This is a genomic window from Bacillus licheniformis DSM 13 = ATCC 14580 (assembly GCF_000011645.1).
Lineage (GTDB): Bacteria > Bacillota > Bacilli > Bacillales > Bacillaceae > Bacillus > Bacillus licheniformis.
Genome location: NC_006270.3, coordinates 145,385 through 157,500 on the forward strand (window position 1 = coordinate 145,385; position 12,116 = coordinate 157,500).

At 44.8% G+C, this 12,116-nt stretch carries 20 protein-coding genes (1 of these 20 cut by a window edge); 17 read left to right on the top strand and 3 right to left on the bottom strand.

The window, feature by feature from the left end; translation table 11 throughout:
- The first annotated feature begins 8 nt into the window (after positions 1-8).
- From TRNA_RS22295 to rpsI, 13 genes are all read left to right on the top strand, one after another.
- Complete coding sequence (locus tag TRNA_RS22295) at positions 9-338, top strand: KOW domain-containing RNA-binding protein (RefSeq protein WP_003178375.1); 330 nt, start codon at positions 9-11, stop codon at positions 336-338.
- A complete protein-coding gene (infA, locus tag TRNA_RS22300; RefSeq protein WP_003178377.1) occupies positions 316-534 on the top strand; it encodes a translation initiation factor IF-1 in 219 nt (72 codons plus the stop codon). Before TRNA_RS22295 ends, infA begins: the two co-directional genes overlap by 23 nt.
- 33 nt (positions 535-567) lie before the next feature.
- The gene (rpmJ, locus tag TRNA_RS22305; RefSeq protein WP_003156543.1) at positions 568-681 is read left to right on the top strand and encodes a 50S ribosomal protein L36; all 114 of its coding nucleotides are present in this window, start codon (positions 568-570) and stop codon (positions 679-681) included.
- A 22-nt stretch (positions 682-703) separates the two neighbouring features.
- Entirely contained in the window at positions 704-1,069 is a 366-nt protein-coding gene (gene rpsM, locus TRNA_RS22310) for a 30S ribosomal protein S13 (protein WP_003178378.1), read from the top strand.
- Positions 1,070-1,089: 20 nt separating this feature from the next.
- On the top strand, positions 1,090-1,485 hold the full coding sequence (gene rpsK / locus TRNA_RS22315) for a 30S ribosomal protein S11 (RefSeq protein ID WP_003178380.1): 396 nt from the start codon (positions 1,090-1,092) through the stop codon (positions 1,483-1,485).
- 174 nt (positions 1,486-1,659) lie between these two features.
- Positions 1,660-2,604: a DNA-directed RNA polymerase subunit alpha gene (locus tag TRNA_RS22320; RefSeq protein WP_003178382.1), complete on the top strand. Its 945-nt coding sequence runs from the start codon at positions 1,660-1,662 to the stop codon at positions 2,602-2,604.
- Between the two features lie 77 nt (positions 2,605-2,681).
- Positions 2,682-3,044, top strand: coding sequence for a 50S ribosomal protein L17 (gene rplQ / locus TRNA_RS22325; RefSeq protein ID WP_003178384.1), 363 nt, complete (start codon positions 2,682-2,684; stop codon positions 3,042-3,044).
- Positions 3,045-3,185: 141 nt separating this feature from the next.
- A complete protein-coding gene (locus TRNA_RS22330; RefSeq protein WP_003178386.1) occupies positions 3,186-4,031 on the top strand; it encodes an energy-coupling factor ABC transporter ATP-binding protein in 846 nt (281 codons plus the stop codon).
- A complete protein-coding gene (locus TRNA_RS22335; protein ID WP_003178387.1) occupies positions 4,007-4,876 on the top strand; it encodes an energy-coupling factor ABC transporter ATP-binding protein in 870 nt (289 codons plus the stop codon). Before TRNA_RS22330 ends, TRNA_RS22335 begins: the two co-directional genes overlap by 25 nt.
- The gene (locus tag TRNA_RS22340) at positions 4,873-5,670 is read left to right on the top strand and encodes an energy-coupling factor transporter transmembrane component T family protein (RefSeq protein ID WP_003178389.1); all 798 of its coding nucleotides are present in this window, start codon (positions 4,873-4,875) and stop codon (positions 5,668-5,670) included. The genes TRNA_RS22335 and TRNA_RS22340 overlap by 4 nt, the downstream gene beginning before the upstream one ends.
- 10 nt (positions 5,671-5,680) lie before the next feature.
- Positions 5,681-6,424 (top strand): tRNA pseudouridine(38-40) synthase TruA, encoded by a 744-nt coding sequence (gene truA / locus TRNA_RS22345; RefSeq protein WP_003178391.1) that lies wholly within the window; start codon positions 5,681-5,683, stop codon positions 6,422-6,424.
- Between the two features lie 160 nt (positions 6,425-6,584).
- On the top strand, positions 6,585-7,022 hold the full coding sequence (gene rplM, locus TRNA_RS22350; protein WP_003178393.1) for a 50S ribosomal protein L13: 438 nt from the start codon (positions 6,585-6,587) through the stop codon (positions 7,020-7,022).
- 20 nt (positions 7,023-7,042) lie between these two features.
- Complete coding sequence (gene rpsI / locus TRNA_RS22355; protein ID WP_003178395.1) at positions 7,043-7,435, top strand: 30S ribosomal protein S9; 393 nt, start codon at positions 7,043-7,045, stop codon at positions 7,433-7,435.
- A 50-nt stretch (positions 7,436-7,485) separates the two neighbouring features.
- Here rpsI and TRNA_RS22360 read toward each other — a convergent pair whose 3' ends face one another.
- Positions 7,486-7,944: a DinB family protein gene (locus tag TRNA_RS22360; RefSeq protein WP_009330341.1), complete on the bottom strand. Its 459-nt coding sequence runs from the start codon at positions 7,942-7,944 to the stop codon at positions 7,486-7,488.
- Positions 7,945-8,055: 111 nt separating this feature from the next.
- Here TRNA_RS22360 and TRNA_RS22365 point away from each other — a divergent pair, with 111 nt between their 5' ends.
- The 3 genes from TRNA_RS22365 to TRNA_RS22375 all read left to right on the top strand — a co-directional run bounded on the left by TRNA_RS22365 (position 8,056) and on the right by TRNA_RS22375 (position 10,452).
- On the top strand, positions 8,056-8,499 hold the full coding sequence (locus TRNA_RS22365) for a YbaK family protein (RefSeq protein ID WP_003178399.1): 444 nt from the start codon (positions 8,056-8,058) through the stop codon (positions 8,497-8,499).
- 92 nt (positions 8,500-8,591) lie between these two features.
- Positions 8,592-9,305, top strand: a complete 714-nt coding sequence (gene cwlD, locus TRNA_RS22370; protein WP_003178401.1) for an N-acetylmuramoyl-L-alanine amidase CwlD — start codon at positions 8,592-8,594, stop codon at positions 9,303-9,305.
- A gap of 85 nt (positions 9,306-9,390) precedes the next feature.
- Positions 9,391-10,452 (top strand): Mrp/NBP35 family ATP-binding protein, encoded by a 1,062-nt coding sequence (locus TRNA_RS22375; RefSeq protein WP_003178403.1) that lies wholly within the window; start codon positions 9,391-9,393, stop codon positions 10,450-10,452.
- A 53-nt stretch (positions 10,453-10,505) separates the two neighbouring features.
- Here the strand turns inward: TRNA_RS22375 and gerD are convergent, their stop codons facing one another.
- Entirely contained in the window at positions 10,506-11,087 is a 582-nt protein-coding gene (gene gerD, locus TRNA_RS22380) for a spore germination lipoprotein GerD (RefSeq protein ID WP_009330340.1), read from the bottom strand.
- 114 nt (positions 11,088-11,201) lie between these two features.
- Here gerD and TRNA_RS22385 point away from each other — a divergent pair, with 114 nt between their 5' ends.
- Positions 11,202-11,801 (top strand): KinB-signaling pathway activation protein, encoded by a 600-nt coding sequence (locus TRNA_RS22385; protein ID WP_003178407.1) that lies wholly within the window; start codon positions 11,202-11,204, stop codon positions 11,799-11,801.
- A gap of 8 nt (positions 11,802-11,809) precedes the next feature.
- Here TRNA_RS22385 and pdaB read toward each other — a convergent pair whose 3' ends face one another.
- Positions 11,810-12,116: the final stretch of a polysaccharide deacetylase family sporulation protein PdaB gene (pdaB, locus tag TRNA_RS22390; protein ID WP_003178409.1), read on the bottom strand. 458 nt of this gene lie beyond the right edge of the window; only the last 307 of its 765 coding nucleotides appear in the window; its start codon lies off the right edge, out of view — the gene reads right to left on this strand; it ends in the stop codon at positions 11,810-11,812.

Sequence of the window (12,116 nt, forward strand, 5' to 3'; positions counted from 1 at the left end):
GAAATGAGATGTATCGGAAAACACCTGAAATTGGACAGTTCGTACGCATGACAAGAGGCCGCGAAATGAACCAATACGCAGTTGTTATTGATATAGTCGATCATCATCATGTGCTGGTAGCAGACGGAGAAAAGCGTAAATTTCATTCTCCTAAGAAAAAGAATATCAATCATTTAACCTTTTATGATTGCGTATCTCCGGAAGTTCAGAACAGTATAAACGAAACAGGGCGTGTGACAAACGGAAAATTGAGATTTTCTCTTTTGAAATTTGTCAGAGAGCAAGTTACTGATTTGAAGAAGGGAGAACACTTGAATGGCGAAAGACGATGTAATTGAAGTGGAAGGTACTGTAGTCGAAACGCTGCCAAACGCAATGTTCAAAGTTGAACTTGAGAATGGCCACACGGTTTTGGCTCACGTATCTGGTAAAATCCGCATGCACTTCATTCGCATTTTACCTGGAGACAAAGTTACGGTAGAATTATCTCCATATGACTTAACTCGTGGTAGAATTACGTACCGTTACAAATAAAGCACTCCGGAAATTGAAGGAGGTTGGAAACACATGAAAGTGAGACCATCAGTTAAACCGATCTGTGAAAAATGCAAGGTCATTCGCAGAAAAGGAAAAGTAATGGTGATCTGTGAAAATCCAAAGCATAAACAAAAACAAGGATAATTTTTAAGGAGGTGCGAGAGAGATGGCTCGTATTGCTGGTGTAGATATCCCACGTGATAAACGTGTTGTTATTTCATTAACATACATCTTTGGAATCGGTCGTACAACGGCTCAGCAAATCTTAAAAGAAGCTGGAGTTTCTGAAGATACTCGCGTTCGTGATTTGACTGAAGAAGAACTTGGTAAAATCCGTGACGTGATCGACAAATTGAAAGTAGAAGGTGACCTTCGCCGTGAAGTGTCTCTTAACATCAAACGTCTGATCGAAATCGGAAGCTACCGCGGAATTCGTCATCGTCGCGGATTGCCTGTTCGCGGTCAAAATACTAAAAATAACGCGCGTACTCGTAAAGGTCCGCGTCGTACTGTAGCTAACAAGAAAAAATAAGCAAGGGAGGTAATTAAACAATGGCTGCTGCACGTAAAACAAACACGCGTAAACGTCGCGTGAAAAAGAATATTGAATCTGGAATTGCTCATATCCGTTCAACTTTCAACAACACGATTGTTACTATCACAGATGTTCATGGCAATGCTCTTTCTTGGTCAAGTGCCGGAGCTTTAGGATTTAAAGGTTCTAAAAAATCCACTCCATTCGCTGCACAAATGGCTGCTGAAACAGCTGCTAAAGGTTCTATCGAACATGGACTTAAAACTCTTGAAGTTACTGTAAAAGGACCAGGTTCCGGCCGTGAAGCTGCAATTCGTGCACTTCAAGCTGCTGGACTAGAAGTTACAGCGATCAGAGACGTAACGCCTGTTCCTCATAACGGATGCCGTCCGCCAAAACGTCGCCGCGTGTAATTTGTTTGTATAGATTTTGTGTCCCTGTCAATAATGGGTTATGATACAGTTAATTTATAAAACGAATGCACACTCGTTGCCTGAGCACATACGGGACTAAACAATGGGGAATTTCGGATAGAATCAGAGAAATTCTTTCCGGGGTTTCGACGTTTTGAAGGAGGGTTTTATGAAATGATCGAGATTGAAAAACCAAAAATCGAAACGGTTGAAATCAGCGACGATGCCAAGTATGGTAAATTTGTCGTAGAGCCACTTGAGCGTGGATATGGTACAACTTTGGGTAACTCCTTACGTCGTATCCTTTTATCCTCACTCCCTGGTGCCGCTGTAACATCGATCCAAATAGATGGTGTACTGCATGAATTCTCGACGATCGAAGGCGTTGTTGAAGATGTTACAACGATTATCTTAAACATTAAAAAACTTGCACTGAAAATCTACTCTGAAGAAGAGAAGACGCTTGAGATTGATGTTCAGGGTGAAGGAGTTGTAACAGCTGCTGATATTACCCACGACAGTGATGTTGAGATTTTGAATCCTGATCTTCACATTGCGACTCTTGGCCAAAATGCGAGTTTTCGAGTTCGCTTAACTGCTCAAAGAGGTCGCGGGTATACACCAGCTGACGCGAATAAAAGAGACGATCAGCCGATTGGCGTCATCCCGATTGATTCCATCTTTACACCTGTTTCTCGCGTATCTTATCAAGTTGAGAATACTCGTGTGGGTCAGATTACAAACTATGACAAACTTACGCTTGACGTATGGACAGATGGAAGCACTGGACCAAAAGAAGCTATTGCACTTGGTTCAAAGATTTTGACTGAACACCTTAATATTTTTGTCGGTTTGACCGACGAAGCTCAGCACGCTGAAATCATGGTAGAAAAAGAAGAGGATCAAAAAGAAAAAGTTCTTGAAATGACTATTGAAGAACTCGATCTTTCAGTCCGTTCTTACAACTGCTTGAAGCGTGCAGGAATCAATACAGTTCAAGAACTTGCGAACAAAACTGAAGAAGATATGATGAAAGTTCGCAACCTGGGCCGCAAGTCGCTTGAAGAAGTAAAAGCGAAACTTGAAGAACTTGGACTTGGCCTTCGCAAAGACGATTGACTAGTTTCCATGTGAACTAGGATTTTCGTGTGTTTTTTATTTCAGATAGAGTATTTCAATAAAGGAGGGGACACCACATGTCATACAGAAAACTAGGACGCACTAGTGCACAGCGTAAAGCAATGCTGCGTGATCTTACAACAGACTTGATCATCAACGAGAGAATTGAAACAACAGAAGCTCGCGCGAAAGAACTTCGCTCTGTTGTAGAAAAAATGATTACACTTGGCAAGCGCGGAGATTTACACGCACGCCGCCAAGCAGCTGCATACATCCGCAATGAGGTTGCAGATGCAGAGAAAAACCAAGATGCACTTCAAAAACTTTTCTCTGATGTAGCACCTCGTTATGAAGAGCGCCAAGGCGGATACACACGTATTATGAAGCTTGGTCCTCGCCGTGGTGACGGAGCACCAATGGCTATCATCGAATTGGTTTAATCACATATTTTGTGTGTCTAAAGAAGGGCGGGACAGTTTTTAACTGGATCTATGCCCTTTTTTTAGATACCGGGGAATTTTCTATGATAAAAGAATAGTCAGAAAAGCAGAGCTTTAGAGGAGAGGAGGCCGGACGGGCAAATGAATCAAGAGCGATTAATCGCTGCAGAAGATATCACGTTTCGCTACCAGAAAGATGCAGACAGGCCTGCGCTTGATCACGTATCTTTCCATGTGTCGAAAGGAGAATGGCTTGCGATCGTCGGTCACAACGGTTCAGGAAAGTCGACGCTCGCCCGTGCTTTAAACGGACTGATTCTGCCTGATGAAGGATCGATTAAAGTAGGCGGTATCAAGCTGACGGAAGAGACGGTCTGGGATGTCCGAAAAAAGGTCGGCATGGTGTTTCAAAATCCGGATAACCAATTTGTCGGGACAACCGTCCGCGATGATGTGGCTTTTGGTTTAGAAAACAGCGGAGTTCCAAGAGAAGACATGGTGGAAAGGGTGGATTGGGCCGTTCAACAGGTGAACATGCAAGAATTTCTCGATCAAGAGCCGCACCATCTCTCGGGAGGACAAAAGCAGCGTGTTGCGATTGCGGGAGTGCTTGCTGCCCGGCCTGACATCATGATTCTCGACGAAGCGACTTCCATGCTCGACCCGATGGGGCGGGAAGAAGTGCTGGATACGGTCAGAAGGCTGAAAGACCAAGGAATGGTTACGGTCATTTCGATTACCCATGACTTAAACGAAGCCGCGAAGGCCGACCGGATCATCGTCATGAACAGCGGTAGAAAATTTGCCGAAGGCACGCCGCAGGAAGTCTTTCGTCTGAATCAAGATCTGATTAAAATCGGGCTTGATTTGCCATTTTCTTTTCAGCTCACCCAAATGCTGAAGGAAAGCGGTCTGGCTCTGAAAGGCGATCATCTGACACAAGAAGGATTGGTGAATGAGCTATGGACATTGAAATCAAAGATGTAGAGCACCGATACCAGATGAAAACGCCTTTTGAACGCCTGGCGATCTATGATGTCAACGCTGTGATTAAAGAAGGAAGCTATGTCGCCGTAATCGGCCATACAGGATCGGGAAAATCGACTTTGCTTCAGCACCTGAACGGGCTTTTAAAACCGACAAAAGGACAGATACGCCTCGGCGAGGACGTTCTTGAAGCAGGCAAAAAGAATAAACATCTAAAAGCTTTGCGGAAAAAGGTCGGCATTGTCTTTCAGTTTCCTGAACATCAGCTGTTTGAAGAAACAATTTTAAAGGATATCGCATTCGGTCCGATCAACTTTGGCATGAGCCGGGAAAAGGCGGAAGAAAAAGCGAGGGAAATGCTGAAGCTGGTAGGTTTGGGTGCAGAGCTGTCCGACAGGTCTCCGTTTGAACTAAGCGGAGGGCAAATGCGCCGCGTGGCCATTGCGGGAGTGCTGGCGATGGAGCCTGAGGTTCTTGTCCTCGATGAACCGACGGCAGGGCTTGACCCAAGAGGCCGCAAGGAGATCATGGACATGTTCTACAGCCTCCATAAGCAGAGGAACCTGACGACAATTCTCGTCACCCACAGTATGGAAGACGCGGCAGCGTATGCAGATGAACTGATTGTGATGCATAAAGGGACGGTCAAAGCAAAAGGGACGCCGCGGGAGCTTTTTTCAAGGAAAGACGACATTGCCGCTTTAGGGCTTGATTTGCCGGAAACGATTAAATTCCAAAAACGCCTTGAAGAGACGCTGGGGATTACGTTCAAAGCGCCGATTTTGACGATTGAAGAAGCAGCCTCCGAAGTTAAAGCTCTTTTTCAGGAGGAAAATGCCCTATGATGGACAATATCATTATCGGCAAATACGTACCCGGGAAATCGGTCATTCATCGGCTCGATCCGCGTACAAAGCTGTTAACCATTTTCCTTTTTGTCTTTATCGTTTTTTTCGCGAATAATACGGAAACATATGCATTGCTCGGCCTGTTTACGGTTGCAGCCGCCGCTTTGTCAGGCGTTCCGGTGCGATTCCTTATAAAAGGAATGAAGCCGGTGTTCTGGATTGTGCTGTTTACGTTTCTGCTTCATATTTTTATGACAAGGGAAGGACCGGTTCTCGCCGATCTCGGCCTGTTTAAAATTTATGAACAGGGGCTTGTTCAAGGGATTTTTATTTCTCTGCGCTTTGTTTACCTCATCATGATCACAACGATTTTAACATTGACGACGACTCCAATCGAAGTGACCGATGGTTTGGAGCATTTGCTCGGTCCGTTTAAAAAATTGAAGCTTCCCGTCCATGAACTCGCTCTCATGATGTCCATCTCCCTCAGATTTATACCGACTTTGATCGAAGAGACGGATAAGATCATGAAAGCGCAAATGGCAAGAGGCGTCGATTTTGCGAACGGCCCGGTCAAAGAACGCGTCAAAGCGATCGTTCCTCTCCTTGTCCCGCTTTTTGTCAGTGCCTTTAAAAGAGCTGAAGAGCTTGCAACCGCGATGGAGGCGCGAGGATACAGGGGAGGAGAAGGCCGTACAAAATACAGGCAGCTGACATGGAAATGGAAGGATACTTCCGTGCTCCTCATTTTAGCTGTTCTTGGCGTTTTGCTAATTTTATTGCGGACTTAGGTGATGGACGATGAGAATGAAGTGCACGATTTCATATGACGGACACCTTTTTTACGGCTACCAAGTGCAGCCTGGGCAAAGAACGATTCAGGATGAGCTTGAAAAAGCGCTGCAAACGCTCCATAAAGCGAAGGAGCGTATTCCTGTCGTTTCATCCGGGCGCACCGACAGCGGCGTCCACGCAGTCGGACAGACGATTCATTTTGACAGTCCGCTATCCATTCCTGAGGCGAAATGGCCGTATGCATTGAATGCCCTGCTGCCCGATGATATATCGGTCCGCAAGGCGGAAGCTGTCAATGATCAATTTCATGCGAGGTTTTCTGCGAAAAGAAAAGAATACCGGTATATGATATACAGGGGCAGACATCCGGACGTTTTTAAACGCTACTATGCATACCATGTTCCTTATGACCTTGATATGGAGAAAGTTAAGGAAGCCTCCCGCTATCTGGTCGGAACCCATGACTTCACAAGCTTTTGTGCGACCAAAACCGAAGTGAAGGATAAAGTCAGAACGGTCCATGAACTGGAATGGTCTGACACAGGGGACGGACTGCAGATGAGAATTGTGGGAAGCGGATTTTTGTATAACATGGTTAGAATCATTGCCGGTACGCTTCTTGATGTAGGAACCGGCAAATTTTCCCCTGGTGACATTGAAAAGATGATTCTTGCCAAAAACCGCGATGCCGCAGGGCGCACTGCACCGGCACACGGCTTATATTTATGGCGTGTTATCTATGACAACTAAACCAGGTGTAACATTTTCTTGACAGAGAGTACAGAAAGTTATAAGATATCATATGGTATGTATTTCAACCCCACGATAAGCCCCGGAAACTTATTGTGTTTTGAAATAGAACGTAATTGAAGTTTATTGAAAATGGCAGATCATTTAGGAGGGAAATTTAATGCGTACAACACCTATGGCTAACGCAAGTAATATTGAACGCAAGTGGTTAGTTGTTGATGCTGCTGGCAAGACGCTAGGACGTCTTTCTACTGAAGTTGCATCTATCCTTCGCGGAAAACATAAACCAACTTACACACCACACGTTGACACTGGAGATCATGTGATCATCATCAACGCTGAAAAAATCGAGTTAACTGGTAAAAAGTTAACGGACAAAATCTACTACCGTCACACTCAACATCCAGGCGGTTTAAAATCAAGAACTGCTCTTGAAATGCGTACAAACTACCCTGAGAAAATGCTTGAACTTGCGATCAAAGGCATGCTTCCAAAAGGTTCTCTAGGTCGTCAAATGTTCAAAAAATTGAATGTATACCGTGGTTCTGAGCATCCACACCAAGCACAAAAACCTGAAGTTTACGAACTTCGCGGTTAATTAAAAAGGAGGTTACCAATTTGGCACAGGTTCAATATTACGGTACTGGCCGTCGTAAAAGCTCTGTAGCGCGCGTGCGTTTAGTTCCAGGAGAAGGCCGTATCATCGTGAATAATCGTGAAATCAGCGAGCACATCCCATCTGCAGCTCTAATCGAAGATATCAAACAACCATTAACTTTGACTGAAACAGCTGGTACTTATGACGTTTTAGTAAACGTACATGGAGGCGGCTTCTCCGGTCAAGCTGGAGCAATCCGTCACGGTATCGCCCGCGCTTTGCTTGAAGCAGATCCGGAATACCGTTCAACTCTAAAACGTGCCGGTCTACTGACTCGTGACGCACGTATGAAAGAGCGTAAAAAATACGGACTTAAAGGCGCACGCCGTGCACCTCAGTTCTCAAAACGTTAATTTCTGGCGTTTCAAAAACTCTCAAGCCATTTGGTTTGGGAGTTTTTTTATTATATTTTCCGCCCTATATATGAAGCGGATACTGGAGCAGAGCCCGATTCCCTCGTCCAGACGGAGATTTGGCCGATATGGTGGATCTCGTGTGCGATTAAATGCCTTAAAATATCGCCTTGCGTACAGACTTCGTCTGACCAAGCCGCTTTAACCGGCAGATGTTCGAAGGCGCTGGAATAATTAAAAATTACACTTTCTATTTCTGAGCGGTGCAGGTCGGAAAACCGAGCGATCTGCTGAATCGTCTGGTAATGAGAGTAATCAGGTTGAATATCCGGTTTTTCTAAAATGGCGTAGATCCAGCTTACTTCCACATCTACAATATGAAACAGATTTTTCTTAATGCTTCCCATTCCGCCTGAACGCTTCTTGACCAGCTCCTCTTGCGGCTGGCTGAGGCACCACTTAAACCATGCATGTCGAACTTCCCAATTATATTGAAACAATCCTTTCACTCATCTCACCTCTTCTAATATTTTCGGCTTCTTCCTCCGTTTCCCTTCCTTAGAAGAGCATGATTTCCGGCTCCTGACTGCACAATACAAGGTAAAAAGGAGGCGGTTTCTATGGGGACGGTCGTATCTTTTAACAATGAAAAACAAAAGAAGCAGATCAATTTGGAAAAACAGCTTCTGCGCGAACTGTCTTTGGAAAAAATGCTGAATTCTGCAGAGGAATGCTTTGCTCCTCTTTTTCACTTTTTTTCTAAGCATACGGATATCTTATATGACGGCTGCATCGACTTTGCCATTGAGGCATATTTGCTGGGAGCCGAGTACGGGAAGTTCGGCTATCACGGAGAACCCGTTCATCGAGCGATGATCCGCTCAGAAAAAGAAGAAAAACAGCTACTGCACGAGCTTTATGAATATGCTGTCAGCTGGTCTGAGGCTTTTAATGTTCAAGCTGCTTATGAACCGCTCTATTATGCCTGCGAATACTTCATCCAAAGCTGGTGGAAGGAAGGCTTCAGCCAGCGGGAAAGACGCTTTAAGCTTCGGCTCAGATAAAACAAAGTTTTATGAAAAAGTGAGGCCAAGCTTAATCATATTTCCTTTCCTTGTCCCATATCTTGTAGTAAGGACGAGCGGGAGGGAAAGGGATGAAGAAAAAAATAAAATGGCTCGGGTTTTTACTCGGCTTTGTCGTTTTATTATGTTTATTTCAATATCAATTCAACAATGATGATTCTTGGCGGTCATGGAATCTTCCGCTGAGCGGCAAAATCATTTATATTGATCCTGGACACGGGGGCGCCGATGGAGGGGCATCAAGCGGTGAACTCCTTGAAAAAGACGTGGCTCTTGAAGTATCCCTAAGAATCAGGGACTATCTCCAGGAGCAGGGCGCCTTGGTGATGCTGACGCGGGAGGACGATCATGATCTCGCTCCTGAAGAAACGAGGGGACTCAGCAGAAGAAAAGCTGAAGACTTGCGGAAGAGGGTCGATATGATCAACAATTCTGAAGCCGATCTTTACCTCAGCATCCATTTGAATGCGATTCCTTCCGCGCGATGGAGCGGTGCGCAAAGCTTCTATTACGGGCAATATGAAGAGAATGAACGGGCCGCCAAGTTTATTCAGGATGAATTAAGACATAATCTTGAAAACACGACGCGGAAGGCAAAGCGGATACACGGAATTTATTTGATGCAAAATGTTAAAAAGCCCGGGGCCCTTGTCGAAATCGGGTTTTTGTCTAACCCGGAAGAGGCAAAACAGCTGGCCAAGCCCAAATATCAGGACAAAATCGCAGCATCCGTTTATAAAGGCGTATTGCGCTACTTTACAGAAGACAGAGACCCTCCTGAATAAGAGGGTTTCTTTTTGTGTCAAAGACACTATAAGGAAAGATATGCTATACTTATTTTGTAAACGAATACAACAAAGGGTGAGATCAATGTTGCGAGAAGACGATGTAAAAAAGATAGTCGGCGATTTGGACGAGCCATTTCTTCACAAGCCGCTCAGAGAGCTGGATGCCGTAAAAGAAATTAAAATAAAACCCGAAAAACGGCACGTCAGCGTAAAGGTGGCGCTCGCAAAAACGGGATCTGCCGAACAAATGCAGCTTCAGCAGGAAATCGTCATACGGTTGAAAGAAGCCGGTGCAGAGACGGTCGGCCTGCGTTTTGAGGAGCTGCCCGAAGAAGTCGTAATGAGTTATCAAGAGTCTGCCAAAGGGCAGGATCAATCTCTGCTGAATAGTGAAAAACAGCCTGTGTTTTTAGCTGTGGCAAGCGGCAAAGGCGGCGTCGGCAAGTCGACGGTGTCGGTCAATTTGGCTGTGTCCCTGGCGCGAATCGGAAAGAAAGTCGGATTAATCGACGCCGATATTTACGGTTTCAGTGTTCCGGATATGATGGGAATCACTGTACGGCCGACGATCGAAGGAGAAAAGGTCGTGCCGGTTGAAAGATTCGGGGTCAAAGTGATTTCGATGGGATTCTTTGTAGAAGACAATGCCCCTGTCATTTGGAGAGGCCCCATGCTTGGAAAAATGCTGAATAACTTCTTCCATGAGGTTGAATGGGGGGATGTCGATTATATTATCTTAGACCTGCCGCCGGGAACAGGCGATGTAGCGCTTGATGTTCACTCAATGCTTCCAAGCTGCAAAGAGGTGATCGTGTCGACGCCGCACCCTACTGCCGCGTTTGTCGCTGCAAGAGCGGGCGCGATGGCCTTGAAGACCGATCATGAAATCGTGGGGATCGTTGAAAATATGGCTTATTACGAAAGCGTCAAAACAGGCGAGAAAGAATATGTATTCGGCAAAGGCGGAGGCGAAAAGCTCGCAGAGGAACTAGGCGTTCCAATTCTGGGCAAAATTCCGCTGAAGCAGCCGGATTGGGATGACAGCGAATTTGCGCCGTCCGTTTATGATGAAAGCCACCCGACCGGCGCCATTTATTTGGATATCGCCAAAAAAATCGACGAAAGCATTGGCGCAAAAGCTTAAAGAGCAAAAAAAGCTTCCTCCGCAGAAGAAGCTTTTAGGGAATGAAAAGCGGCTCAGCTTTGTTTTTCTTCGCCGCCTTTCATTTCTTCTTTCATGCTTTCAGCAGCAGCTTTTTTCAGTTCCTCTTCAAACTGCTTTCTGTAAAGAGGGCTTGTCAGAGTGTCAGATATGACTTCCTGCAGGTGGCTTCGGAATTCCTGGCTTCTGACAAGTTCACCGTATTTTTTGGCCATTTCAGGATCCTGCATGACCTGCATCAGCATTTTTTGGTACTCAGGATCTTTCATCAGTTTTTTCAGCACTTTTTCATGTTCATTTTGAAGTGTTTTGGCAAAGCCTTCAGCGAATTTTGGATCTTCAAAGACTTTTTTCCAAAATTCAGCTCCTTTTTTGGAGGTCATTGTTTTTTCAACGGTTTCTTTGACAGTTTTTTCATCCATTACAAGTGTTTCATTTAATTTGTCATCATTTAATATTTCTTGAATCGCTTTTTTTCCGTCATCTGTCTTTAATATATCGACAACCATTTTTTTGGTTTGATCATAGTCCATCTCAGCTGCTTGGTCCGTGGGAGCACAAGCTGTTACAGATAGAAACAGAAAACAGCTTATCGATAGCATTGCGGTCTTGAACATGCTTAAGCTCCTTTCGAAAACTCGTCTTACCTTTAATATGAATGTCTTTTAAAAATTTATACATAACAAAATATCGCTGTTACAGCGGTTTATTTAGGGGTTGGGAAGTCTACAATGAAAAGCCGTAATCTCGTCCGATTTTTCTTTTCCGTATTGGGTGTCGGAGCTTTGACTACAAGTATTGTCGGTTTTGCCATAGAGTGGGGAAGATATAAGGAGCTGTTTCTTTCCTTCGAGGTATTGGAGATTCTGTCTGTTCTTTTCTGGTTTATCGGGGTTGGCATGATCTTTAGCGTGATTGCTCAAATGGGATTTGTGATTTTCTTAACGATTCACCGCTTTGCACTGGAAATTTTCAGATCTCATTCTTTGTGGAATTCGATTCAGCTGTTTTTGATTATATTTGTCGCGTTTGACTTGGTTTACTTGCGCTTTCTGTTTTTTGAAAAAGATGGAGGCTCCATCATTCCGTACATTTGGCTGCCGCTCTTTATTTTGGCGGTAGGCATTGCGGCCGCTTATGCAAAGCAAAAACAGTCCTCTAAAAAAACGTTCGTTTCCGCATTATTTCTAATGTTTGTTTTTACTGTGATGGAGTGGTTCCCGGCGTTAAGGGTCAATGAAGAGGACTGGCTCTATTTAATGCTGCTTCCTTTATTAGCCTGCAACGCTTTTCAGCTTTTAATGCTGCCAAAATTTCAGGCACGCGCTTAGACCGGCTGCTACTTTACTTCTGAAGATTTTGCATCCGTATTTGCGATTAATTCGCTGACTGTTACGTTTTTGAGCCCCTTGCTTCTGAGATGGTGCACGATCTCTGGCAGGGCTTCTTTTGTTTGTTTGGCGGAATCTGAAGCGTGAAAGAGCACGATGTCACCGGCGTTTACCGTTCCATTTACGTTTTGGACGATCTTTTGAACCCCCGGGTTCGTCCAGTCATCCGAGTTAATACTATAATGAACAACGGTGTAGCCGTACTGTTTAGCAACATCGAGTACGTCTTTATTAAACTGGCCGGTCGGCGGTCTT

What these genes read in the sequence shown, in the direction of transcription:
- infA (WP_003178377.1), top strand. Translation starts at nt 316, where the DNA reads ATGGCGAAAGACGATGTAATTGAAGTGGAAGGTACTGTAGTCGAAACG.
- rplM (WP_003178393.1), top strand. Translation starts at nt 6,585, where the DNA reads ATGCGTACAACACCTATGGCTAACGCAAGTAATATTGAACGCAAGTGG.
- cwlD (WP_003178401.1), top strand. Translation starts at nt 8,592, where the DNA reads ATGAAGAAAAAAATAAAATGGCTCGGGTTTTTACTCGGCTTTGTCGTT.
- TRNA_RS22385 (WP_003178407.1), top strand. Translation starts at nt 11,202, where the DNA reads ATGAAAAGCCGTAATCTCGTCCGATTTTTCTTTTCCGTATTGGGTGTC.
- TRNA_RS22365 (WP_003178399.1), top strand. Translation starts at nt 8,056, where the DNA reads ATGGGGACGGTCGTATCTTTTAACAATGAAAAACAAAAGAAGCAGATC.
- TRNA_RS22335 (WP_003178387.1), top strand. Translation starts at nt 4,007, where the DNA reads ATGGACATTGAAATCAAAGATGTAGAGCACCGATACCAGATGAAAACG.
- rpsM (WP_003178378.1), top strand. Translation starts at nt 704, where the DNA reads ATGGCTCGTATTGCTGGTGTAGATATCCCACGTGATAAACGTGTTGTT.
- TRNA_RS22320 (WP_003178382.1), top strand. Translation starts at nt 1,660, where the DNA reads ATGATCGAGATTGAAAAACCAAAAATCGAAACGGTTGAAATCAGCGAC.
- rpmJ (WP_003156543.1), top strand. Translation starts at nt 568, where the DNA reads ATGAAAGTGAGACCATCAGTTAAACCGATCTGTGAAAAATGCAAGGTC.
- TRNA_RS22340 (WP_003178389.1), top strand. Translation starts at nt 4,873, where the DNA reads ATGATGGACAATATCATTATCGGCAAATACGTACCCGGGAAATCGGTC.
- TRNA_RS22295 (WP_003178375.1), top strand. Translation starts at nt 9, where the DNA reads ATGTATCGGAAAACACCTGAAATTGGACAGTTCGTACGCATGACAAGA.
- TRNA_RS22375 (WP_003178403.1), top strand. Translation starts at nt 9,391, where the DNA reads ATGTTGCGAGAAGACGATGTAAAAAAGATAGTCGGCGATTTGGACGAG.
- rplQ (WP_003178384.1), top strand. Translation starts at nt 2,682, where the DNA reads ATGTCATACAGAAAACTAGGACGCACTAGTGCACAGCGTAAAGCAATG.
- gerD (WP_009330340.1), bottom strand. Translation starts at nt 11,087, where the DNA reads ATGTTCAAGACCGCAATGCTATCGATAAGCTGTTTTCTGTTTCTATCT.
- rpsK (WP_003178380.1), top strand. Translation starts at nt 1,090, where the DNA reads ATGGCTGCTGCACGTAAAACAAACACGCGTAAACGTCGCGTGAAAAAG.
- TRNA_RS22330 (WP_003178386.1), top strand. Translation starts at nt 3,186, where the DNA reads ATGAATCAAGAGCGATTAATCGCTGCAGAAGATATCACGTTTCGCTAC.
- truA (WP_003178391.1), top strand. Translation starts at nt 5,681, where the DNA reads ATGAGAATGAAGTGCACGATTTCATATGACGGACACCTTTTTTACGGC.